Origin of the sequence: Enterococcus sp. DIV0574 (assembly GCF_051711125.1) — a bacterium.
Lineage (GTDB): Bacteria > Bacillota > Bacilli > Lactobacillales > Enterococcaceae > Enterococcus_D > Enterococcus_D gallinarum.
Map to the genome: position 1 here is coordinate 2450394 of NZ_JBIOMA010000001.1, position 24771 is coordinate 2475164.

Annotated in this window: 24 protein-coding genes; 6 read left to right on the forward strand and 18 right to left on the reverse strand. The window is 40.1% G+C overall.

Annotated features, from left to right (window positions below):
- Positions 1-8: 8 nt before the first annotated feature.
- Together IGJ45_RS11880 and pfkB are read right to left on the reverse strand one after the other, a co-directional pair.
- Positions 9-1445 carry a PTS fructose transporter subunit IIC gene (locus IGJ45_RS11880; protein WP_005470752.1) on the reverse strand — a complete coding sequence of 479 codons (1437 nt, stop codon included), beginning with the start codon at positions 1443-1445 and terminating at the stop codon, positions 9-11.
- 3 nt (positions 1446-1448) lie between these two features.
- Positions 1449-2378, reverse strand: coding sequence for a 1-phosphofructokinase (gene pfkB, locus IGJ45_RS11885; RefSeq protein ID WP_349703611.1), 930 nt, complete (start codon positions 2376-2378; stop codon positions 1449-1451).
- 163 nt (positions 2379-2541) lie between these two features.
- On the opposite strand from pfkB, the gene IGJ45_RS11890 reads away from it, so the two are divergent.
- Positions 2542-3300: a MurR/RpiR family transcriptional regulator gene (locus IGJ45_RS11890; RefSeq protein WP_003125844.1), complete on the forward strand. Its 759-nt coding sequence runs from the start codon at positions 2542-2544 to the stop codon at positions 3298-3300.
- A 449-nt stretch (positions 3301-3749) separates the two neighbouring features.
- Here IGJ45_RS11890 and IGJ45_RS11895 read toward each other — a convergent pair whose 3' ends face one another.
- From IGJ45_RS11895 to IGJ45_RS11910, 4 genes are all read right to left on the reverse strand, one after another.
- Positions 3750-4502: a TIM44-like domain-containing protein gene (locus IGJ45_RS11895; protein WP_349703612.1), complete on the reverse strand. Its 753-nt coding sequence runs from the start codon at positions 4500-4502 to the stop codon at positions 3750-3752.
- 96 nt (positions 4503-4598) lie between these two features.
- Entirely contained in the window at positions 4599-5291 is a 693-nt protein-coding gene (locus IGJ45_RS11900) for a DUF4767 domain-containing protein (protein WP_409531509.1), read from the reverse strand.
- Positions 5292-5764: 473 nt separating this feature from the next.
- A complete protein-coding gene (locus IGJ45_RS11905; RefSeq protein ID WP_349703614.1) occupies positions 5765-7243 on the reverse strand; it encodes a glycoside hydrolase family 1 protein in 1479 nt (492 codons plus the stop codon).
- Positions 7244-7270: 27 nt separating this feature from the next.
- Positions 7271-9142 carry a beta-glucoside-specific PTS transporter subunit IIABC gene (locus IGJ45_RS11910; protein WP_113849404.1) on the reverse strand — a complete coding sequence of 624 codons (1872 nt, stop codon included), beginning with the start codon at positions 9140-9142 and terminating at the stop codon, positions 7271-7273.
- A 124-nt stretch (positions 9143-9266) separates the two neighbouring features.
- Here IGJ45_RS11910 and IGJ45_RS11915 point away from each other — a divergent pair, with 124 nt between their 5' ends.
- On the forward strand, positions 9267-10088 hold the full coding sequence (locus IGJ45_RS11915) for a MurR/RpiR family transcriptional regulator (protein WP_349703615.1): 822 nt from the start codon (positions 9267-9269) through the stop codon (positions 10086-10088).
- Between the two features lie 282 nt (positions 10089-10370).
- Here IGJ45_RS11915 and IGJ45_RS11920 read toward each other — a convergent pair whose 3' ends face one another.
- Positions 10371-11219: an LEM-3-like GIY-YIG domain-containing protein gene (locus IGJ45_RS11920; protein ID WP_081131540.1), complete on the reverse strand. Its 849-nt coding sequence runs from the start codon at positions 11217-11219 to the stop codon at positions 10371-10373.
- 48 nt (positions 11220-11267) lie between these two features.
- Positions 11268-11747, reverse strand: a complete 480-nt coding sequence (rlmH, locus tag IGJ45_RS11925) for a 23S rRNA (pseudouridine(1915)-N(3))-methyltransferase RlmH (protein WP_081131541.1) — start codon at positions 11745-11747, stop codon at positions 11268-11270.
- 248 nt (positions 11748-11995) lie between these two features.
- Here rlmH and IGJ45_RS11930 point away from each other — a divergent pair, with 248 nt between their 5' ends.
- Entirely contained in the window at positions 11996-13303 is a 1308-nt protein-coding gene (locus IGJ45_RS11930) for a S1C family serine protease (protein ID WP_060814535.1), read from the forward strand.
- A gap of 54 nt (positions 13304-13357) precedes the next feature.
- Here IGJ45_RS11930 and ytpR read toward each other — a convergent pair whose 3' ends face one another.
- From ytpR to pepA, 4 genes are all read right to left on the reverse strand, one after another.
- The gene (ytpR, locus tag IGJ45_RS11935) at positions 13358-13969 is read right to left on the reverse strand and encodes a YtpR family tRNA-binding protein (protein WP_349703616.1); all 612 of its coding nucleotides are present in this window, start codon (positions 13967-13969) and stop codon (positions 13358-13360) included.
- A gap of 211 nt (positions 13970-14180) precedes the next feature.
- Entirely contained in the window at positions 14181-14636 is a 456-nt protein-coding gene (locus tag IGJ45_RS11940) for a universal stress protein (protein WP_005470736.1), read from the reverse strand.
- 18 nt (positions 14637-14654) lie between these two features.
- Entirely contained in the window at positions 14655-14969 is a 315-nt protein-coding gene (locus IGJ45_RS11945) for a thioredoxin family protein (RefSeq protein ID WP_003125825.1), read from the reverse strand.
- A 217-nt stretch (positions 14970-15186) separates the two neighbouring features.
- A complete protein-coding gene (gene pepA / locus IGJ45_RS11950; protein ID WP_003125824.1) occupies positions 15187-16263 on the reverse strand; it encodes a glutamyl aminopeptidase in 1077 nt (358 codons plus the stop codon).
- 193 nt (positions 16264-16456) lie between these two features.
- Here pepA and IGJ45_RS11955 point away from each other — a divergent pair, with 193 nt between their 5' ends.
- Positions 16457-16801: a PepSY domain-containing protein gene (locus IGJ45_RS11955; RefSeq protein WP_003125823.1), complete on the forward strand. Its 345-nt coding sequence runs from the start codon at positions 16457-16459 to the stop codon at positions 16799-16801.
- 117 nt (positions 16802-16918) lie between these two features.
- Here IGJ45_RS11955 and IGJ45_RS11960 read toward each other — a convergent pair whose 3' ends face one another.
- The 4 genes from IGJ45_RS11960 to IGJ45_RS11975 form a co-directional block, all read right to left on the reverse strand.
- Positions 16919-17962: a hypothetical protein gene (locus IGJ45_RS11960; protein WP_349703617.1), complete on the reverse strand. Its 1044-nt coding sequence runs from the start codon at positions 17960-17962 to the stop codon at positions 16919-16921.
- A gap of 133 nt (positions 17963-18095) precedes the next feature.
- Positions 18096-18500, reverse strand: coding sequence for an organic hydroperoxide resistance protein (locus IGJ45_RS11965; protein ID WP_002292291.1), 405 nt, complete (start codon positions 18498-18500; stop codon positions 18096-18098).
- Between the two features lie 199 nt (positions 18501-18699).
- On the reverse strand, positions 18700-18948 hold the full coding sequence (locus IGJ45_RS11970; RefSeq protein WP_002292290.1) for a GlsB/YeaQ/YmgE family stress response membrane protein: 249 nt from the start codon (positions 18946-18948) through the stop codon (positions 18700-18702).
- Between the two features lie 634 nt (positions 18949-19582).
- Positions 19583-20530, reverse strand: a complete 948-nt coding sequence (locus tag IGJ45_RS11975) for a magnesium transporter CorA family protein (protein WP_156232107.1) — start codon at positions 20528-20530, stop codon at positions 19583-19585.
- A 191-nt stretch (positions 20531-20721) separates the two neighbouring features.
- On the opposite strand from IGJ45_RS11975, the gene IGJ45_RS11980 reads away from it, so the two are divergent.
- Both IGJ45_RS11980 and IGJ45_RS11985 read left to right on the forward strand, forming a co-directional pair.
- Positions 20722-21549, forward strand: a complete 828-nt coding sequence (locus tag IGJ45_RS11980) for a manganese catalase family protein (protein ID WP_010723486.1) — start codon at positions 20722-20724, stop codon at positions 21547-21549.
- Between the two features lie 141 nt (positions 21550-21690).
- Positions 21691-22530: an aldo/keto reductase gene (locus IGJ45_RS11985; RefSeq protein ID WP_208773877.1), complete on the forward strand. Its 840-nt coding sequence runs from the start codon at positions 21691-21693 to the stop codon at positions 22528-22530.
- A gap of 251 nt (positions 22531-22781) precedes the next feature.
- Here the strand turns inward: IGJ45_RS11985 and IGJ45_RS11990 are convergent, their stop codons facing one another.
- Complete coding sequence (locus tag IGJ45_RS11990) at positions 22782-23519, reverse strand: sugar isomerase domain-containing protein (protein ID WP_002301439.1); 738 nt, start codon at positions 23517-23519, stop codon at positions 22782-22784.
- 1 nt (position 23520) lies between these two features.
- Positions 23521-24771 carry a PTS ascorbate transporter subunit IIC gene (locus tag IGJ45_RS11995; protein WP_003125789.1) on the reverse strand — a complete coding sequence of 417 codons (1251 nt, stop codon included), beginning with the start codon at positions 24769-24771 and terminating at the stop codon, positions 23521-23523.

A 24771-nucleotide genomic window follows, 5' to 3' on the forward strand; every position in this document is an offset into this window, starting at 1 on the left:
CCTCTTTTCTATTCTTTCGCTGTTTCTTTCCATTCATCAGCTGAAACTTCTGCTTCACGTTTTTGTACACTGCGTTTTTGGATGAACCCTAAAATCACTCCACCTATGATCGAGCCAAGTAAAATCGAACCTACCCAAGCAATTTTCCCCGTGACAACCGGCAATACTAAGAAGCCGCCATGAGGAGCAGGAACTTGGACTCCAAACATATAGGTCAAAACCGCTGCGATCGATGAACCCAACATCATCGTAGGCAGAACACGCAGAGGATCTTTGGCTGCAAAGGGAATCGCCCCTTCAGTAATATGCGTTGATCCTAAAATAAAGTTGACTAGCCCTGCATTGCGGTCGTTCGTATCAAAATATTTCCCAAAAAATAAGACAGCAAATCCCGTAATCAATGGTGGCGCGATACATGCCGCAGAAACACCTGCCATAAAGGTATGGTTTCCTTGAGCTAACAATGCCGTTCCCGTAACGTAAGCGGCTTTATTGACGGGACCGCCCATATCAAATGCGGACATACAGCCAACAATGATGCCTAAAATCAATGGATTCGAATTCTGGAATCCTGCCAAGAAATCCATCATACCTTGATTGATCGCCTCCATCGGGCTTGCTAACAAAGACATCACCACACCAATGACTAAAACACCAATCACTGGATATAAGAAAATAGCCTTCAATCCATCTAATTGTTTCGGTAATCCTTTCATGACTTTTTGCAAGAACAGAATAAAGTACCCAGCTAAGAATCCAGCAAAGATCCCGCCTAGAAAACCAGCGCCACCAGCATTGGCCAACAAGCCGCCGACAAATCCCACCACCAAACCAGGTCGTTTAGCAATCCCTTCAGCAATGTAAGCCGCTAAAATAGGGACCATCATTCCCATTGCCGTATCCCCAATTCCTTTTAACATCGCTGATGTCGGATTATAGGTGGGATCATTAGGATCAAAAGAGTAGACACCCCAGATTGCGAATGAGACGGCGATGATCACGCCCCCTGCTACGACAAATGGCAGCATATGAGAAACACCATTCATCAGATTTTTATAAATACTATGTCCGATTCCAGCAGCCATTCCCCCATCTGCTTGCTCCAATGCATCGACCGTCTTGTTTTCTGCAATCAGCGACCCTCTCAATGCTTCTTCAATTAGCTGATCGGCATCTTTGATTCCTTTGCTGACCGGAACATTGATCACGCGTTTTCCCGCAAAACGTTCCGCTTGGACATCTTTATCTGCAGCAATAATGACCGCATCCGCATTTTTTATCTCTTCTGGCGTTAACTGGTTTTCTATCCCCACTTGTCCATGAGTCTCTACTTTAATAGCTATTCCTTTGCGTTTGGCGGCTTGTTCCAACGCTTCTTGTGCCATATAGGTATGGGCGATCCCAGTGGGACAGCCCGTTGCAGCAACAATCTTGTAAGTTGTCATTTTTTATTCGCTCCTTCTTTTGATTTCAATTTGTTCTTCCAACTCTGCAACATCCGAAAAATCAGTTAATCCCTTACGAAAAGCGGTTGAACTGCCAGCAGCTAATCCTTTCTTCAAATTGACATCCAGCGGCTCACCTGTTAAATACCCTGCAAGAAATGTTCCTAGCAACGTATCTCCGGCACATGCTGTATTCACTACTTTGCCTTTAGGAGAGTTTCCAGAGTAGACCGTATCTTTCGTCAAAAGAAGGCCGCCTTCTCCTCCCAAAGAGAGCAGCACATTTTGCGCACCACTAGCCACCAATCGTTTTGCGTAGTCGATATAGCCTTTGCGATCATTGATTTCGGTCTGATACCATGCTTGCAGCTCTTCTTCATTGGGCTTTAACAAGAAGGGCTGATAAGGCAGACATTCCAACACCTCTGAATAACTTGAATCAATAATCAGATTCACTTGCTTTTCAAAGCAAATACGACTGATTGCTATAAGAATTTTGGGCGAGACACCTTGTGGCATACTCCCAGATACACAAAGATAGTCACCAGCTTGCAAATGTCTAACTTGGTCTAGCAAAAGATTGATCTGCTTTTTTGAAATTTCAGGTCCCTTATTCACAAGTTTGTACTCCTTATTATCGCGATTTACATGCGTAAAAACGTTGATTCGCGTAAATCCCGGAACGGGAACAAAATCGGTCTGAATCGCTTGTTGATGCAAGTAGTCCTCAATATAATTACCAGTAAAACCAGCTTTGAAACCCAATGCTGTACTATCGATACCAAGTTTTTTCATGATCAATGAGACATTGACCCCTTTTCCATTGGCTTGGATATCATCATCCTTTGCGCGATTCACTTGAAATGGTTTCATCTCATCTGTTTCGATAAAAAGATCGATCGCTAGATTTAACGTACATGTATAAACAGCCATTTGCGCCCCTCCTTTCCTACAAACCTATTATGGATCACTACTTGATGTAAATGTTTTCATAAATAAACAAAACCGCTGAAAACTTTTACAAGAAATACTTCATGACCTTGAAGTAGGTGAATCTTTCGATTTACAATAAAGACTAGCTGAAGGGAGGCAGAACATGGATACAAAATTAAGTGAGTCAGAGCAATACCTGTGGGATTTTATCCAAAGTCATATCCTTGAGATTCCGTCTTGCTCCATTATAAAATTAAGTGAATATGCAAACGTTTCAACGGCGACTGTTGTTCGTACCATGAAGAAAAAAGGATACGAGGGGTTTACTGCTTTCAAGCATTCACTAAAAGAAAAAGATAATACCAATATCAATTTTGCAGCGCTTGATAAGGTGGACGAAGGGATAAAGACGGCGATTCTAAAGAATGAACAAGAAGTGATCCGCACGATCAATATGGTGGAAAGCGGCAATATCGAAGACGCGATCCAACGAATCAAAGCTGCTAGACGAATCATGATTTTTGCTCGTGGATTTTCTGAACTGATTGCTCAAGAAATGATGGTCAAATTTCAGCTTACTGGCAAATACTGTGAGATGCATACCGATCCCAACATCATTAAGAACATCAGTAAGAAACTATCAAAGGAAGATATCGTGATCTTCGTTTCTTTAAATGGTGAAACCAAAGAATTGATCACCGCAGCTGAAAACTGTTATGAAGCGGAGATCGGTACCATTCTGCTGACAGCCAATCGGCACTCTAGCTTAATGGCGCATATCGAAATTCCTTTTGTTGGCTTCAAATCAGAAGGCTCCTTCTTTCCAGACTATGAAGTTCGTTCAAGACTGCCCCTCTCGATCCTTGCTAGAATCTTGCTCGACGCGTATGCGCTGCGGACTGCAGAATCAAAGAGGCACTGATATCTTGAGAAAATCATAACCGGTAAGGAAGCTGTAGTTGATTTGAGATTTTTCAAAATGAAGTGATTCACGCTGAACGCATTGTTTTTGCAGTTATTCATATAGAATTCGATACTCGTCAAACGATGGGGTTCTTTGATTTTTATCCAGTTAAATTTGCTTATATTTTTTTCGTCAAAAAATGATCATCCGAAAAAAAATCTTTCGATTTGATAAAGCGGTTCGTAACCGTCTATCTGATCGAAAGATTTTTTTGAACTGTTTGCGTATAGAAATGCTTCTTTTATTCTGCCTCCTGCCTACGGTCGGTACGAAACGTCTGGCATTAGGAGTCAGCAGCTTTACTGGATATCTTAACTCGAATAACTAAAACCTAATACTTACTAGAATGTTTCATCATATGCATGCATTTAACCCAACAACTACGACTATCACCAGTCCGGTCTTGCTTAATCCAAGTCAATTGGTTGAATAAAATCAACTTGCCATTTCCCCTCTTTTTCAGAATAGTTAAAATACCATAGTTGAGAAAAAGATTGTTTTCGATGTTTCTTTCCTGAGAGGATCTGCTTACTCACCCGGTCTTCCACATAATCGCAGCAACTGAAATCAATCCGAATGGAGAAGCTGTCTGCACGAAGTTGTCGATAATTTTCCACTTGATGTAGGATGACTTTCTTTGTATGATTTTTTATACCATCCTCTTTATTCTGTTGCAATACTTGACTGTGTTCCAACAATAGTTTGTCAGTATAGTGTCTGCTGGATTTTTCAAGTGCTTCTTGATCCCAAGCGGTTTGGATCGCAAAAAAAGTCTGTTGGATTTCGTCAAGCAGTTTTTTCTTTTTATTACCAGGAATTTGAGCGAATAAATCATTCCTTCTGGTTCGTTGGTCTTTTTTTCGTTTAACCAAAGAGAGAATCGCGGCTCCGCCTACTGACGCCCCAACCAAAACATAATTTTCTATAACTGATGATGAACCATAGGGGCTATAATATCCATACCCTCGTCTTCCCCAAGAAGCTTTGGAATAATGATCCGAATAGTCATCAAATGTAGTGACACCGCCAAAGCCGCCACCGGATCCGCCACGACTGGTCGAACCACCGCCGTGTCCCCCAGCAACTGCCATTCCCTGCACTGGCAGAGCAAACAAAAAGAATAAACTAAGTAAAAAAGCCATAAAGTAGTGTTTCTTCATTGAATACCCTCTTTTGTCTGACTCAGAAAGCCCGACAATTTTTTCAAAATCTTTTTCATGCCATTCAGTTCCAAGTGTTCTTCATCTTAGCACTGTTTAACGATTGGCAAGCTGAATAAATGCATTTTTCAATGATTCATTCGCTGTCTCTTTAAAATACAGATAATTGTTTTGATTTCCTTGATTTTGTTGTGTGATTAGAACTTCTGGCTGCTTTTGCTGGAAGCCAAAGAAATAGAGATGCCCTCCAGCTGGTGTAGCATGGTCGATGTCCGAATAGATTGCCACGATCTGAAAATCGGCTTGTCCCTCACCATTTTCTGACCACTCCACCGAGACGGGCGTTTGATTAATGACGGTTGTCCATTTACCATCAAAAATATCTTGAGGTACTTGGAGACCATAGTAATTTGCTTGCACATGGTCGTCATAGCTTCGATATTGCTGCCCCATTTCTTGTCCCCAGCTCTGCATAAACGTCGCAAGCTCTGCAGTCTTGGAATCATCCCACAAAACGTGTGTCACTGGTTGATTGGTTTGTGCTTGATTGGAGGAAGTTTTGGTTTGAGCAACGAGTGACGCACTTTGATCTTTTGTCGATTGGCGCTCGGATGACTCAGTCGTATTTAGTTTAGTTGCTTCGGTACTCGTAGATTTAGAAGCTTGAGCTGTACTTGATTGGGTGGTACTTGATTTAGTCGTGCTTGTTTCAGTTATTGCAGCTTTTGCTGGAGTAGATGTTTCTGGCTTGTTTGTTGAACAGCCACCCAAAAGAAGCAGTAGACCCATCGTTGTTACTAGAACTTTTTTCACTTGTAAGACCTCTCTTATAGAGTATTTAGTGTACACATAGTAGCAGACAACAGGCAAAATGGTTACTAAATTTTTGAAGAATTATTTCTCACGACTTCCTCATACATGAGATTGATAAATAACATCACATTGCATTGGTATGAGTTTAGAATCATTACAGCTGCTTTTTGAACTATAAAAATAAAAGAACGATTTAGAGTATTTCTATGAGTAGCGTTTAATACTTTGTTTTTTCTTCTCAATCCGTCTTAAAATGTTTGAAAAAAGACAAAATACTCGTTTGTTCTTTACGATTTGACGTACGACTTTTCTGGTACCTTTGGTCGACTATCAACTTTCTTACCCGCTCCGCAAAAAAAGCCCAACCATCTACTAAGATGATTGGACCTTGTGGCGCCAACTGACTTTTTGAAGGACTTCGTTCTCAATTCTTTTGTAATTTTTAATGCTTAACTATTTTCTTCATATAGAGAAGCTCCATCGCTCGCAATCACCTGTTTGTACCAGTAAAAGCTGTCCTTTTTAAACCGGTCATAAGTGCCGTTTCCTTCATCATCCGCATCCACATAGATAAATCCATATCGTTTTGACATTTGAGAAGTCGACGCACTTACTAAATCAATACATCCCCACGTAGTATAACCCATTACTTCAACGCCTTCTCTGATGGCTTCATTGACCGCTTTAAAATGATCTTCAAAATATTTTATGCGATAATCATCATGAATTTTTCCCTCCACAAATGCATCAAAAGCACCAATCCCGCTTTCAACAATGAACAGAGGCATTCTATAACGATCGTACATGTCGATTAATGCAATTTTCAATCCTGTTGGATCTACTTGCCAACCCCAATCACTTGTATCAAGATAAGGATTCTTCACACTGGTGACTAAATTTCCGCCAACTTTTTCCCGATCTTCTTCATCTTCTGTTTTAATCATAGACATATAATAACTAAAAGAGACAAAATCCACTGTGTGTTGCTGAATGATCTCCTCATCCCCTTCCACCATTTCAATGGAAAAATTGTTCTCTTGCCAGTAATTTTTGACAAAAGTCGGATACGTTCCAAAAACCTGCACATCAGAAAAAAAGTAGTTCTCCCGATTATGTTGTTGGGCTAGCATCACGTCCACTGGATTTGAGGTTAACGGATAAGCTAAAGCTCTTGTAACCATGCATCCCACCTGCGCATTAGGAATGATTTGATGGGCATATTTAGTCGCTAGGGAACTAGCTACAAACTGATGATGTAGTGCTTGATAAATGGCCTCTTCAGCTTCTTTTTTTGTTTTGTACTTTTCTTCCACCACTCCCATCGTAGTGAAGGGGTGTCTAAAGACGCTATCGATTTCATTGAAAGTCAGCCAGTAGTTTACATACGGTCCGAAATGTTCAAAGCAAGTTTTGCTAAATCGTACAAACATGTCGATCACTTCTCGGGAAACCCAGCCGTCATATTCATTGACCAAATATAATGGCATTTCATAATGAGATAATGTGACTAGAGGTTCAATCCCATTCTTCTTCATCTCTTTGAATAAGCTCACATAAAAATCGATCCCAGCTTGATTGGGTTCACTTTCAATCCCATTGGGGTATAATCTTGTCCATGCAATAGATACCCTTAAGCATTTCAGTCCCATTTCTTTAAATAAAGCCAAGTCATCTTTGTAACGATGATAAAAATCGATTCCTCGTCTTTTCGGAAATAACTGGTCGTTTTTTGACTGCATGGCTTCCTCGATTTGTTCAGGAGACACGTGCCATTGACTGATATAATCTGTCCTATCTACATCAGGTTTGTACATTGCGACATCTGCTACCGACATCCCTTTTCCATCAACGTTCCAGGCCCCTTCTACTTGATTCGCCGCAATTGCTCCGCCCCAAAGAAAGTTCTTGGGAAAATAGCTTTTATTCATTCGATTACCTCTTTCAGATTGTTGTTTTTATGCTATTATTTCTGTTTGTATCGTTTTTTTGCCAGTGAAAGTTTGGATGATTTTACCCTTAGAGTCGATAATGTCTACCTCATCAAGATCATCCAAATTGGTTACTACAAGGATCGTGGTTGGATCATAGCCTTCAGACTGGATGCCTTCAATATCCACACTTCCGATTCTTTGCCCCTTTTGGATGTCATCGCCTGCTTTAACAGCTAAATCAAAATAGTTGCCGTTTAATTCAACGGTATTGATGCCAATATGAATCAATACTTCTACACCAGATGTTGACTTTAATCCAATCGCATGTTTTGTAGGAAAAACCAGTTCGACCTTTCCACTAAATGGTGCTTTAATTACGCCATCAGTTGGTATTACAGCAAATCCGTCACCCATCGTTTTTTCTGAAAACACTGGATCGTTGACTTTTTCTAACTCAATCACTTCCCCATCCAATGGTAAACTGATTGTATTGACTTGACCTTCTGTTTCTTCATTACTTGATGAAGATTCTTCTCCCAGTCCAAAAGCAAAAGTTAAAATTGCTGACAGGAAGAAAGCAAGAGCGATTCCGATGAGGTAATAAACAAAGGTATCACCCAAAAAGGCTGGTAACGTTGTTAATGCTGGAAAAACATAGACAATCGCCTTTGTCTGCATTGCTCCCATGAAAGCTCCAGCAATTCCACCTGCGATTGTTTGGGCAATCAATGGTTTTTTATATTTTACCGACAAGCCATAGACGATGGGTTCAGTTATCCCACCAAGTAAAGCTGGTACAATCGCAGATAGCGAGAGCACTTTAACATTTTTATCTTTGCTTCTTAAAAATACGCCTAACGCCACACCTGCACTTGCAAAAGTGGCAGCCGCAACCATTGGTCGAATAACGTCATAACCATAGACTGCAAGATTATTGATCATGATTGGCACAACACCCCAATGAATGCCAATCATTACCAAGAAAGTCCATCCTGCCCCAATAATCAAACCAGCCAGTAACCCACTGCGGTCACTGATAAAGTTCATAGCGCTTCCAATCCCATCCCCTAATGTAACGCCGATTGGTCCAACAACTAGCACTGTTAGCGGAACCATAATAAGAAGGGCAACCATTGGCAACAAAAAAATTTCTAAACTCTTTGGAATCATTCGCTTTAGCAGCGTTTCTAACTTTGAATAGAGGTAAATGGAAATAATCGCAGGAATGACAGTTCCAGAATACCCCATTAAAATTGCTGGAATACCTAAGAAGTCAACCGTTACACCATTTTCTGTGACTAATGCTGTGAAATTAGGCTCTAAAAGTGCTGCTACAATTGCTAATGAAATAAATTGATTTGTTCTAAACACTCTGGCCGCACTAAAAGCCAAAAATAACGGTAAGAAGAAAAATACACTATTGCCGGCTGCTGAAAGAATCTTATAGGTACTTCCATCTGCTGACATAAAATGATATGTCGTTAAAACCACTAACAAGGCTTTAATCATTCCTGCCCCAGCTAAAGGCATAATAATCGGATTAAAAATGGAAGACAGTGTATTAAAGAAGCGGATGAAGATATTTCCAGATCGGTCATCATCTAATGCTTCCGACTCGTCTGATCCCAAGGCGCTTTTAATGTCATAGTTAGCCATGATCGTTTTATAGACATCTTCCACTTCATTTCCAATAACGACTTGGTACTGATTATTTGCTTCGACGACGGACAAGACACCGGGAATCTTCTTAATTTCATCGGTATTTTTTTGTGCAATACTTTCATCTTTTAACTTGAATCTCAATCTAGTGATACAGTGATAAAGACTAATGATATTCTCTGTTCCACCAACATAATCAATAATACTTTTGGAAAGAGCACTATAATTTTTCCCCATTGTTACAACTCCTATCAATTTTGTTTATGTTTGTTATAATACATGTGTAATATACAATTTTTTCAACATATTAAATGAAAATTTCGTTTTTTGGAAACTCTTTCACAGATAGGAGCTAGTATTTATGGGACCCTTAATTATTAGACTATTGACTGTTCTTAACAATGAAACAACTTCTTCTACCTACTACCATATCGCTCAGACACTTTTGAATAACTATAGCATTATCGATAAATCAAGTATCTCTGATATAGCTACTTTATGCACTGTCTCTAAATCAACTATTTCAAAATTTGCACGTTCCATCGGTTTTGAAGATTATTATGAATTAAAAAAATCCTCAACCTTTGCTGAAAATAAATACCATTTCGACTTAAATTACATTTCAAATATTATCAATCCAATTGAAAAAAATGGTTATGATGATTATTTAGATGCCATCATTAAAGATATTAGTGCGTTCAAACAGCAAAGCAACATGAGAAGTATTGATGAGTTAGCAAAATGTCTGATTACCTATAATAAAGTAGGTGCTTTTGGACTGCTATTTTCCGAATCAGCAGCCATTGATTTTCAATACAAATTGGCTTATGCGGGAAAGTTTATTATTACTTATCAAAGTGATCTCAAACAAATCGAATTCATAGAACAAGCCGATGAAGAGACACTATTGATTATTTTTTCTAACTCTGGCGGTTTTTTACAGCGACAACAACTTAGAGATGATATACCCTACAGAAATGTATTTGAAAACACAAAAGCCAAGATTTTCGTAATCACAGCAAATGAAGAGGTTCGTAACTATCGTTTCGTTCATGATGTTATTCTTTTCCCTCATGAGACTATTTTTCAAACCCATTCTTTTATCTATCAAATCATTATGGATATCATCGTTAGTAAATATCGACAGTATCTTGAACCTCCAACAATCTCTCCCAAACAATAATATCCTACGAATGAAATTGACAAAAGAACTGCTAGTGATGAGAAACCTATCACTAGCAGTTCTTTTTGAGGTTTTATTTTTTAATTAGGAAGAAGTAGTCATCTACCATTATTAGCAAATATGCCGGCAATACTTTTCCAATGTATTTCTTCTCAATTGCAACTTCCATCTAACTATTGTCTATAAGGTTTTCTTTTTTAGAAAAATCAATTATCAGCATTTTTGTTATTTAAGTTATCCCGTCATATCATTTTAGTGTTGGGCTTTTCTTGAAACACTTTTCTAATGATTAATATATGCAATTGCACTTCCACTACCAAATTTAATCTCCGGCAACGATCGTTTGTATAAATTCAGCTCTCTTAACGTATCATCTCTTTGAGAGAGTGCACGAAACGCATAGCGTGTCCGTCCGTTTTCGTTTTTCTTCGATTCTGAATATTGAGAGGAGACTTTATATGCAGCAACAACCGCATTATCTGCTCCAGTATTAATCGCTATAATGTAGCGAATCCGATGAATTTTATCACGACCAATTACCCAATTACCTAGCGTACGAGATTTTAAATTATGATCATCACGAAATTTGTCGTCAATCGGATATTCATCTGACTCATCTTTACAAAGTTCAAAAGCATCTCTCACTTTTACTGCTAAGACCAACTCATCCGTTGCTATTTGATTTACAGATATGGGTTGAAATCCATAGCGCTCTTCTACCTCTTCCACTAGCATTGGCTTAGAACCATGTCCTTTTACTAAATTCGTCAAAGAGAGTCCTTGAATCAGTTGAGCATAATTAATCAACGCATTTTCACTAGCGTAAGCTTCATTCTCAGTTAATCCATAGCTAAGTATATAACTCAATGGTTGCAGATTCATTCCGTTTATTTCTTGGATAGTTTTTATTTTTAATGTTCTAGCTGATTCATCTTCTTCAAAATAATCAGATTGACTTAACATACTTAGAGCCGCTTGACGATGTGCAAAAATACGGTTACCTTTGCCTTTCCCAATATAAAAAGTCTGGTTGTTTCTAGGATCAACCAAACAATAAACATAGTAAGGATGTTGCTCATCTTTTTGCAACGCAGCTAAAGTAGATGCAGAAAAATGGTTAAGTTCACTCATTTGTTACTCCTCTGTTTTACTATTTTTTCTTTCGTGGAGAAAACACCCTCACTTATGATAAGGCGCGCCTGTATTGATGCGAAAAGCACGATAGATTTGTTCGACTAGAATCAGTTTCATCAACTGATGGGGATAGGTCATTTTGCCGAAAGAGATTTGGGTGTCGCTGCGCTGCATCACTTCTTGGCTGAGACCTAAGGAGCCGCCGATTACGAAGACTAGTTGGCTTTTGCCTTGGATTCCTAATTGCTCGATCTGCTGGGCAAAAGCTTCACTGGTGGGATTTTTGCCTTCAATCGCTAATGCAAAGACGTATTCCTGGTCTTTGATCTTTGCCAAGATTTTCTTACCTTCTTTTTCTTTCACTTGAAGCATTTCAGCTTCACTCATGCTTTCTGGAGCTTTTTCATCAGGAACTTCCACGAATTGGATTTTGCAATAAGCGCCTAATCGTTTCACGTATTCATTGATGCCTTGAATCAGATATTTCTCTTTTAATTTGCCTACTGTGACGATTTTAATATTCATGACCACTCACCTTCCGCTATCATTATAATGGAATTTCTTTCTAGAATATATGTCGAGATGGATTTTTCTTTTATAATAGTATGTCTCGTTTCAAGCAATCCTCTTCTTACTAAAAAAAGAAATTTCATTGTTTTGGTCTAAATCCTCCCTATCTTCTTCATATTTTTTTCAAAATCTCTTAGTAGACTATTGTCAGAAAGAAAGAATATAATAAATACATACAAACAATTCAATAGGGGGAATAACAAATGGTACGAAAAAATGTGACACCAGGAAGAAAACCTTCTTCCGGTTTATTAAAAAAATTAGGTATTGGCATTCTTGGCGGAGTAGTTGGTGGTTTGTTGACCTTCGGCGGACTTTATCTGGCGATGGGCTCTTCTTTGACTTCACCTGGAACGACCGCAACCAGCGGTGTTCAAGATAACAATGGACAGACGAAAGTCTCCAATGTTAAATATGACGTCAACAGCGATGTAACAAAAGCAGTCGAAAAAGTGCAAGGAGCAGTCGTTTCGATCATCAACTTGCAACAAAATAATGCGAATGGCCTCGAAGGGTTATTTGGCTCTGGTCAGCAAGGTGGTCAAGGATCAGGGACTGAGAATTCAGGCGATGACAGTTCACTAGAAGCTTCTTCTGAAGGAAGTGGCGTGATTTATAAAGTAGATGGTGACAAAGCGTATATCGTTACGAATAACCACGTAGTAGAAGGACAAGATGGTTTGGAAGTCGTTCTCTCTGATGGCACAAAAGTCAAAGCTGAATTAGTCGGAACAGACGCTTACACTGACCTTGCTGTTTTACGCATCTCTTCTGATAAAGTAGACACGGTTGCTTCTTTCGGCGATTCTGATTCACTAAAAGTTGGCGAACCAGCAATTGCGATTGGTTCTCCATTAGGATCTAGCTTTGCAAATTCTGTAACGCAAGGGATTGTTTCTTCTCTGAATCGTCAAGTAACGAACCAAAATGAATCTGGTGAAGCTGTCAGCATCAATGCGATTCAAACAGATGCAGCGATCAACCCAGGAAACTCTGGTGGTCCACTGATCAACGTTGAAGGACAAGTGATCGGAATCAACTCTAGCAAGATCGCCAGCACTTCTGAATCAACATCAAGTGTCAGCGTAGAAGGAATGGGCTTCGCGATCCCAAGTAACGACGTTGTCGATATTATCAATCAATTAGAAAAAGACGGCAAAGTTGTTCGTCCAGCATTGGGTATTCGAACAATCAACTTAAGCTCAATCACTTCGCAACAACAAGAACAAATCTTGAAAGTACCATCTTCTGTCACTGACGGAGTAGTCGTATACTCAGTAAATAACGCGACACCAGCTGAACAAGCAGGATTGAAACAATACGATGTCATCACGAAAATCGATGATACCGACATCAGCACAACCACAGATCTACAATCTGCACTGTACAAGCACAAAGTCGGTGATACGATCACAGTGACGTTCTACCGCGGCAAAGAAGAAAAAACAGCCAAAGTCGTTCTATCTGTAGATACTTCGATCAATGAACAATCGACTGACAGCAGCAACTAAATTCAAGTCAAAAAAAGATCTGCCACACAAACAGGACGTGGCAGATCTTTTTTATTATTTTCCAACTGGAAAAGCTTCACCAACAACGGCATCTTGTGGTAACTCAAGAATTCCTTTTTTCGATGGTGCATTTGCTAAGTGCAGTTCACGAGCAGAACAGATCATGCCGTAGCTATCGACGCCACGAAGCGTTCCTGGCCAGATCAATAACCCATCCGGCATCATTGCTCCTGGTTTAGCAACAACGACTTTCAAGCCTTTGCGAATATTGGCAGCACCACAAACGATTTGCAGGACCTCGCCTTCTCCGACTTCTGTTTCCGTTACAGATAAATGATCACTATCTGGATGTGGTTCACATGTTTTGACATAACCCACAACGATTTTCGGCTCTAAATCAATTGCCAATTGCTCCGTAAAGCCAGCTTCTGTGATCAATCGGTTCAAAGTTTCCACTTGTTGTTTCGTCAAAACTACTTGCCCGTTTCCTTCAATGGCAACTGTATCAGAAATGTGAAAGAAGTTCCAACCTACGATCGTACCTTCTTCATTTTTGATTTGAGCGACATTTCCTTTTCGTTCAGCCGTTTGTTCCAGCCCTTTATCATCTGCTGTGATCACGATCAAAGTATCGCCCACATATTCTTTGTTGTATGAAAAAATCACTTGTCTTCCTCCTCTTACTTATTCCGCCCATAATCTTAACAAATTTTTGTCTGTTCGTCATGGGAATTTTCTCAGTTTACAATCGCTGCACTTCCCAATCCATAAAAAAACTGCGACAGAAATCAGACCAACAGGCAGCTAGTGAATGAAAAAGCACTCGCTTGCTCTTTTTTCCTGTCTCTGTATCTTCTGTCACAGCTTTGTCTTTTGCTTATTCTTCGCTAGGAGAGACAACCAACACATCACATTTCGCTTCGCGAATAATATAACTCGCTACACTCCCGGTGATAAACCGCTCAACTGCATTCAGTCCGGATTGGCCTACCATGATCAAATCAATCCCATATTTTTCTGGTAACTGTTTGGCCATTGCTTCTTTCGCAGAGCCGTAAGCAATGATCCCTTCGATCAAATCAAAATTAACGGATTTACCATATTGTTTACAAGATTCGATTAATTCTTGGGCAGTATCCTTTTCCTGCTCAATGATCGTTGTATCTAAAGGAGCATATCCCATCATCGTGGGGATCTGCTGATCGATGATATTCGCTACATAGACTTTCCCCTGATTGCGTCGTGCCACTTCAACTGCTTTTTTGAACGCTTCATTGGCTTGGTCGGAGCCATCGACACCTACTAAAATATTTTGATATCTTTGCCCACTCATGTTTTTCACCTCGAAAGTTTAATTTAGACTTGATAAGAAAGATTCGATTTCTGCTTTTGTTTTTCGATCTTTGTTGACTAAACGACCAAGTTCTTTGCCGTCTTCGATCACTACAAGACTTGGAATTCCAAAGATATTCCATTCAACAGCCACATCCATATAAGCATCACGATCAACTTCAACAAATTGAAATTCAGGGAAATCTGCTTCGATCTCAGGCAATTGCGGTTTAATATAACGGCAATCCCCACACCAGTCTGCTGTAAAAAAGAAGACATTTTTTCCTTTTTCGACATATGTTGCCAATTCTTCTAAATTTTTTGGAACAATCACACGCTCACCACTTTCTTTTCTCTAATCAAATTATACACCTTTTAAAACAGGGAACCAACTCACAAGCAAAAGAGCTGTGAACACGCCCATGCTAGTCACTGAAAACAGCACCCTAGTTGTCCCATTTCCTGATTATCGTAAACAGTTACAATAACAGATCAAAAATTGAACCAAATAGGTCTGATCTAGCGTTGAGTCGTATCACAGCTCTTTATTTTTATTTTCCTTCTACAATTGTAGCAACTGTTGATTTATCCAAACCTTTCAAGACTTGGATCACCATTTCTCTCGCAGCATCAAAGTCAGCGATGCTGAATAGTGTTTGATGGGTATGGATATAACGTCCTGGTACACCAATCACAGAACTTGGAATTCCTTCATTGGCCATATGAGCTGCACCAGCATCCGTACCGCCTTTAGACACAAAGTATTGGTAAGGGATATTGTTTGTTTCTGCTGTGTCCAGCAAGAATTCTTTCATCCGAGGCAACATGATCATTCCTGGATCATAGATACGCATCAGTGTACCTTCACCTAAATGCCCAAAAGTCCCATTCTTCGTCACTGTATCATCAGCTGGTGAACAGTCAACAGCGAAGAATAGATCTGGTTGGAATTTCGTGACAGAAGGTTTTGAACCACGTAAGCCAACTTCTTCTTGCACATTGGCACCAGCAATCAATGTATGACCCAGTTGTTCTTCTTTCAATGCTTCCAATGCTTCTAATACAACCGTACAGCCATAACGATTATCCCAAGCTTTTGAAATAATGTTTTTGCCATTCGCTGTCTTGATTGTTTCTACTTGAGGTACGATGGTGTCACCTGGTCGTACGCCAAAACTTTCCGCTTCTTCTTTAGAATCAAAACCAGCATCGAACAGAATGTCCGTTACTTCTACTGCTTTTTGTCCAGCTGTTCCACGTAGTAAATGTGGGGGCACTGATGAAGAAATACATGGATAGTTGCCTTTCGCAGTTTTTAAAGTGAAGCGTTGTGCTGAAACGACATAAGGGTTCCAACCGCCAAGAGGTGTCACTTTAAATAACCCGCGTTCGGTGATTTGTGTCAACATGAATCCAACTTCGTCCATATGAGCAGCTAGCATCACGCGTGGTGCATCTGCATCTGAATGATGACGTAATCCGAAGATCCCGCCAAGTCCATCTTGTTGGATTTCGTCCACTAATGGAGTCATCGCTTCCCGCATATAAGCCCGAACATCCTGTTCAAATCCACTAGTTCCTTGCAATTCTGTTAATTCTTTGATTCGTTGAAACGTTTTTTCTTCCATACTTTTTTCGGCTTGAATCGAAACAAGCCTTCCCTCCTCTTGCAAATCTATATTTATTATAACGCAAATTACTCATTCTGGTTCTTTTCTTATAGAAAAATTCTAAACTATGGTAAAATAATCTAAACAGACAAAAGGATTTCCGTTTATTCCTTAACAGGATAGGAGAAGTCTTCAAGGAGGCACAACATTTATGATCAATGAACGTCCATTCAATTATTTTAAAAACGGCCTGGCCATCGGCGTGGGTGTCGGTTTTGCAGGCGGGATCTTCTCGACATTATGGATGAAGAAAAAACAATCGATGAATGCAGATGACGTCCTCGATCAAATCAAAGCAGCATTTTTAAAAGAAGGTCCGATCGAAGGTTCCTGGATCAATTTTGAGAAGCAACCACTTCGTAAATTTGCAGTGACATCTCAAGGATATACCGGCGGTATTACTCGGACCGAAGACGGACAACTGATCACTTACGAATTTTTAGCAGATGCGAAAACAGGAACTGTTTTGGATATTCAACGATCGATCATTGATTAATACGCATTGCTATACAACAGACGCTCAATGATTCAAACTCATAAAATAGTCGAACATCGCTAGATGATTTTTCTTGTCGTTCTTTATGAACAACAGTGATCATCTTGAGTTGTCCGACTATTTTTTAGTTGCAGCAATCTTTTTGGGACGTTTATTTGCATGAAGCAACGTTGCTAAGTCTAGTAATAAAACATTGGCTAACACAGGATTGGCTTTCTCGCGATACGCTGCGGCGCCACTTTCAAACAATACTGCTAGACGATCTTCTACAACAACGATTTGTTCCAAATACGGTGGAAATTTGATTCGTTTTAGGATCCGGCTAGGGGAGTCCCGCTCGAACACTAAGAGTTCCGAGGTATAAGGACCATAAGAACGACTGGCTAAGAGATAATGGCCATAAAAAGCCACACCTTGAATCTTATCAGATGTTTTTCTGCTCATTGTCACGGTTGGTTGGATTTTGTCTTTGCGGCGAATTGCTGTTTTCATTTCAGCTATCGTCGGCAATAGATAGAAAGTCAACTGTCCTTCACCTTTTAATGTGAAGTTGCCAGATACCAGTTGATCATTGTTTTGAGTCAAATACGATGCTTGTGGAATCTCTAAGAGATCAGTTGTCAGCCAATAAGTGATTGGCTGTCCCGTCGCTTCAGATGTATCTGCTAAGATATCGATCAAACGTAAAGCGGCTACTCGTCCAGTAGCAGATCCTGTGATTGTCAACCATAAAAGTTCCCGTTTTGTATCATATACTAAGCCCCCTACATGTGGCCGTTTAGGTAAAATCAGCAGTTTGATCGGCTGTCCTGTTTCTCTATCCAGTACATGAATAATAGAATGATGCTGATGGTCATAGCAGTAGGCAGAAATAAACACAAAATCTTGAGAAAAAGCCAACCCTTGCGGCGTCATCCATTGACAAACCTCATTTTCGCCGGTTTCCGGCACCACCATTCTTGTTTCTGTTAATCCAGGAATGTTATATTGTTTTGCTTCAGCCTTTTCCCAAGCTGCTTGAACAATAGGATACCGTTTTAACTTTTTTTCAATATCCTGATGTATCCGTTGCTGCTTCCAATGCTTAAACTTTAGGACATAGTAAACAAGGAGGCCAATGACCAGCAACACTAAGATCATTATTGCTACCCGCTGTGTCATTTTTTTTGCCTCCTTGGTCTATTCGATCAATCGTACATAGACCGCTATTAATTACCGTAACTACATGTTTCTTTTACTAGCGTTTCTTTATAGGATCTTTCATAATCTCATTTATAGTAACATTAAGAATCCCTTATTCTACTATAGTCACTTCCACATCAATATTGCCTCTTGTTGCTTTAGAGTATGGGCAAAATGCGTGGGCTTCTTCTGCGATTTTCTCTGCTTGGTCCTTCTCAAGTCCTGGCAAAGAAACTTCTAAAACAACCCCGATTTGGTAGCCCCCATCTTCTAATTGAAATAAAGATACCCGTGCTTTGACTTCAGAATCAGACTCAAGATTATTTTCTTCCAGCATGTGTTGAACCGCGCCGTTGAAGCAAGATGCGTATCCAGCCGCAAAAAGTTGTTCCGGATTTGTCCCTTCACTATGGATTCCTGGGCGGTCGATCTTCATGTGCATACTTCCGTTTGGTGCCTCAACCTCGCCATCACGGCCTCCACGATTGATCATTGCTGTTTCGTACATTTTTTTCATTGAGATCATCCTTTCTTTCGTCGTTCTATATTAAGTGTAACGAGTATTTTTTAATCTGACAAAGGTAATGCTTGCATTCGGCGACATCAGTTAGACAACATCGATGATCAGTGATAGAAGCAGTTTGTCCATACAAAAAAAGAAGCAGCGAAAAGCTGCTCCTTAAGATAATAGGTAAAATTGCTGATATGTTTGACGATTAACCTCTTGAACGTCCCAAGAAAAATGATACTACAGCAACAACAATGATCGCACCAATGATAGAAGGAATCAAAGCCATTCCTGCTAATTGAGGACCCCAGCTACCTAACAATGCTTGTCCAATTGCTGAACCAACTAAACCTGCAACGATGTTAGCGATCCATCCCATTGATCCACCTTTATTTGTAATTGCTCCGGCAATCAAACCGATAATAGCTCCTACGATTAATACCCATAACCAATGCATAATTTTCTCCTTCTTTCTGTGAAATATTTATTACACATATTATGTTACGCTTCTTCTTAAAAATACACAAAAATTTTGCTCTTAAAAAAACAAAAAAAATTTAAAACGTTGTTATATTAAGGATAAATCAACTTTTTTGGAATCATTAACACTCACTGCAAGAGGTCAAAAAAACTGCCGCAGCTCTTTGAAAGCGTTTCGATCAGCAAAAAGTTATTTTCTGATAAAGGGTACCTAGACTATGTACGATTTTCTTTCATTGTCTGCTTTCAACCGTCATCTTCCCTATGAATAAAAGCAATCAAAGAAACCTGATTGTCGTACACACCTCATTCACTACATCCTTCTGATGAAACATCAAAACAATTGGCATTCCTTTGATTCTGCCTTTTGTATTTGAAACCTGCTTCCCCTCACTATGTAAAAGGATTATGAGAAAAAGGAGCGATAGAAGTGAGCGTATGCAATAGCGAGTAAAGTAAAAAATAAATTGTTCGGATTGTACCCCGGCCTTTCTTCTTAATATTTTTCATTTCTCGCTTCTCCCCTCTGCTTATTGGACAGTCTTCGCGATTGTGAAGTCACGAAAAAAAGCAACTTTGCCCAGCGTTCAATGCTAGACAAAGTTGCTTTTTTATTTTGTTTTTGAAAAGTCTTTCTTTGAAAGATAGACAGCAGTAAGGATGCCTACTAAGACAGCTAACCCAAAGACTAGAATCGTTCCTATCGTGTTATCCTTCCCAGGCAGTCCGCCAGTGTTGATCCCCCAAAGTCCAGCAATCAATGATGGCACTGCAACCACTAATGCTGCTGAATCTAAATATTTCATCAAATGGTTCAAATTATTGTCCATCATATCCGAGAATAGACCACCGATAGTTTCCAATAAATCGCGATAGATCGTGACAAGCTTGTTGGCAAATTTCTGTCGCAGTTTAATGTCGTAAACTAACGATTCATTATCTAATTTGTCTAAAAACTCTTTTCGTTCCATCAAGTGATTCACTGTAAGATTCTGATCTTTCAATGTGTGATCCAAATAAACCATATCTCGTTCTGTGTCTGCCAGATTAAATAGTTCATTATTTTCGGTTGTTTTACGGGCAGCCGCATCCAATTGGTCGATTTGCTTTTTAATCTCTTTCAACCCATTGATATAGTGGGTATAGATCATTAATGTGGCAAAAGCAATGATATCCTCAAAATGTCGAAGCTCACTTCCATGTTTCTCGATCAATCGCTCAACGAGATTCGATTCTCTAGAGACATAGGTGATCATCAATCCTTTAGAAAGAATAAATGTGACAGGTTCAAGGCGTTTTTCAATGCGTTCTTGATGATTTGAAGAAAGATCGATCAATGTATAAAGAAACGGATTGTTTAACTTAGTGTCTCGTAAATGTTCTAATCGAGAAACTTCCTCTGGTTCATCGGAGCCAATAAAAATATCTTCCGGTAAATCAAAAAGTGTCAGCAGCTCTTTTTTTTCTTCTTCATTTCCATGTTTGACTACCAACCAATTATAGTCTTCTTCGGATGATTCTCTGATTTGGTTCTTTTCGATTTTATAGTACGAATACATTTTGCCTCTCTCCTTTAACTCCTTCACTTCTCTTCAACTATCTAATGGCGACTGCTTTTTGTCAAGAAAAAGCGCTATTTCAACGGTTTTTATTAATACGGAAATAAAGCAAGCGTTTGATTAGACCATTCTAAATAAACGTGAGAGAATATTTTTGGGCCCAATAAAAATCATTTTAGAGGAGGACAACTATGTTTCTACATCAGAAAGAACTACAGTTCGAAGCAAAACCAGACAAACCAAATCCATTAATTGCGAAGTATCTTCAAGAATTGATCGGTGGCCAGTATGGCGAAATGAGTGTAGCAATGCAGTATCTCTTCCAAGGTTGGAGCTGCCGTGGAGAAGAAAAGTACAAAGATATGTTGATGGACATTGCGACAGAAGAAATTGGACACGTTGAAATGCTTGCTACAATGGTTGCTCGTTTATTAGAAGGTGCACCGGTAGAAGATCAAGAAGCCGCAATGAAAAAAGACCCAGCAATTGGCGCAATTATCTCTGGAATGAATCCACAACATGCGATCGTTGCTGGCTTAGGACCACGTCCAGCTGACAGTGTCGGTAATCCATGGAGTGGCGCTTACATCATTGCCAGCGGTAATTTACTGGCAGACTTCCGTGCCAATTTAAATGCAGAATCACAAGGACGATTACAAGTCGCTCGAATCTATGAAATGATTGATGACCGTGGAGTTAAAGACCTCTTATCCGTGCTATTAGCTCGGGACAGCTATCACCAAAACCTTTGGGCACAAGCTGTCAAAGAACTTGAAGAAAAAGAGGGTACAATCTTAGTACCGAGCACTTTCCCTCGTAATGAAGAACGGTTAGACATCGCCTATGACTTTTACAATTTCTCTGAAGGAGATCAAAGTAAAGAAGGCTCTTGGGCAAAAGGAAAAGCACTTGATGGCGAAGGTGAATACCAATGGCTTTCTACACCTAAAGTTGAAGGCAAAGCGCCAAAACTAGATCCTGTCACACCAAAAATGTATGGCACGCCACCTGAAAAATAAATTGATCGAAACGAATAAAAAGAGCAATGATTCCATTCACAAGAAATCATTGCTCTTTTCTTGTCTTATTGAGCAAGTTGGTTACCTTAAAGCTAAAAAAGCGTTAGAGTAGAATGTATAAGAAAAAGGAGGAATCATTATATGAAAGCACCTTTACTTACACTAAATGACGGCAATATGCGCCCAGCCGTGGGCATCGGTACCTATCAAATTCGCGGTGGCGAAGGCTTAAGCCAGTTGCAAGCAGCGATTGCAGATGGCTATCGTTTGATTGATTCGTCAACGAACTATGACAATGAAGGAATCGTCGGTAAAGCGATTCGCCGATCCGGTGTCCCTCGTTCTGAGTTTTATATCACCTCAAAATTACCAGGAAAATATCATGGATATGATGATGCACTGACCAGTATTCAAGAATCGCTGGCGCGCATGGGATTAGATTACTTTGACGCCTTTTTGATCCACTGGCCACTGCCTAAACGCGGCAAGTACATTGAAGCGTGGCAGGCGTTAGTGACTGCGCAAAAATTAGGTTTGATTCGTTCTATTGGTGTATCTAACTTTGAACCTGAACATTTAGATGCCATTATTGAGGCAACTGGTGTCACACCAGCCATCAATCAAATCGAGATCCATCCTTACTGGGTCCAAGAACAAATGGTAGCAGAAAACAGAAAACGTGGGATCATTTCTGAAGCATGGAGTCCATTAGGCCGCGGCAGCGCGGCGCTCAAAGAATCCATCATCACTGATCTAGCAAATAAATATCAAAAATCTGCGGGTCAAGTCATCTTACGCTGGCACGTCGATCGCGGGATTCTACCACTACCAAAATCCCGAAACCTGAGCCATCAGCGAGAAAACTTAGCTATTTTTGACTTTGAACTGACTGAAGAAGAAATCAATGCAATCAATCGCTTGAACAAAGAAGATGGACGTATTGAAGGTCAAGATCCGAATGAATATGAAGAATTTGAGTAAAGTGAGACAGCACAAAGCTCATGAGGGATTTCATAGGCTCACATCAATTATAGGAATTGGAATGGTCACAAAAAAAGAACTGCGAGATGACTTGCCCCAATTGAATTCCTTAGATCTACTAGCAGCAAGGCTCTACTGGAGTCTTGCTGCTATTTTATGAGAAGTAAAAACTTCTGACACGATCAGTTTTCATTTGGATTATGCTTTTCTCACAGTTCTTTTTCTGAGTTAAAACTTCTGTACAATCATCGTTACAACTGATAATGAATGGCTTCTTTGTATTGTTCAAACAATGATTGGTTCAATTCATCGCCGCCATCCATATTTGCGGAATAAAAGATGGGCGGATAATCGATTCCTGCTTGTTTCAATTGTTGGCAAACTTCGACGATAATGGTATTAAGGATCGTAGCGCCAATCACCGTTGAAGTAGGCCCCACTTTTTGATCCATCCCCTTAATCTGACAACCTGCATCACCAATTTCCCCATGATTATCGATTACAAGATCAGCGACTTCAAACAGACGAAGGCCCGAAGAATGGCGGCTAGTGACTGATTGCGAATACGTTTTGTTTGTTAAAGCGATAATTTTGACGCCTTTTTCTTTTGCCGCTAGTGCTAAATCGATTATGACGGGATTACGACCTGAAACTGAGTGTAAAATCAGCACGTCTCCTTCTTTGAACGGCTGGATTTCCGCTAATGCGGTGCCGTAGCCTTCTAGTCGTTCCATTTTGCTAGTAAAGGTGATGGGACTGCGATCCAACATCAGTTCTCGTCCAAAGATCGCATTGATCGTCATCATCCCTCCCGCGCGATAGTACATTTCTTCTGCCAAGATCCCCGCATGACTAGCCCCAAAAATATAAATCGAATGTTTCTCTAGATTTGCTGTAGTCAAGAGACGAATTGCCTCATCGATTGCATGCTGTTCCTTTTTTTCAACGGTTTCTAGTAATGCATGAATTTTATCAACATATTGATACATATTAAATTCCCCCAAATAGACTGCCGAGACCACGACCAATGATTCCCCAAAGTGATAAGTCATTGCCACCAAAGATCAGAATCCAGTTTTGAATCGTTGTGCTGAATAGAACGGCAGATACACCAACTAACAAGACCATCACAAATGATGCGGCAATGGTACCAATGACTGCGCCACGCAAGCCGCCTTGTCCTTCTCCAATAACTGCTGCGCCGCCACATTCAAAGAAACTGGTGATAACTAATGGTACGATCAAGATTCCAAAAACATTCGTCGTATTGACAATGATCACAAGGATCGTTGAGGTGATCATAGCTACGATAAAGCCAATAATCACGGCATTCGGACGATAATTGAATAGGATCGGTACATCAAAAGCTGGTTTGGCTCCAGGGACGACTTTTTCGGCAATCCCTTGGAAAGCTGGAATAATTTGGTTGATCAATAGGCGGACCCCATAAAGCATGATCAAGAGTCCTGCGCCAAAGTTCAAGCCTGCTTGAACAGCAAACATGACCAGATTCCCACCTTCTGGGACAAGAACTGGTGCGATAATTCCTACAACAATATTCATCAAAAACATCACCAAGGCACCTGTAATGGAAATCTCACGGAAAAAGGACAAGTTTTCTGGCACTTTTAAATCTTCTGTCGATTTTTCTTTGTTTCCTACTCGTTTTGCCACGAAGCCGGACACCATCGATAAGATCCCTGTAGGATGTCCAATCAAGAACGAATCATCGCCAGTGGCATCCCAAACATATTTCCGCATGATCCAAGGCATAAATGACCAATAACAAGCAGATAAAACAGCTCCTAAAATCAATAATGGAATCCCCGACATTCCACCTTCAACCCCACCAGCAACGATCACAAATGGGAACCACCATAACATATGACCCGTCAAGAAAATCGTCTTAACTGGTGTAAAACGAGCAATCAATAAGTGCAAGATCAATCCAAAAAACATGGCTAACCCAACAGTTCCCCCGTATTCTGCTGTGAAGGTCACATCAGAAAGACCATCGGCTACTTGAACCCCCAACTGTGTCTGAACCGCTGTGTTGATTGGTGCGATCGTTCCCGTCAGCATATTGACCCCTGCGGTCAATGCTACCATCCCAAAGGCTGCTGTCAACGAGCCTTTCACCACTTCGGCAAAAGGTTTTCGTTGCACGATCAACCCGATCATTGCAATCAGTCCGAGCAATACTGGCGGATTCTTTAAAATATGATCTGTGACAAAACTCAT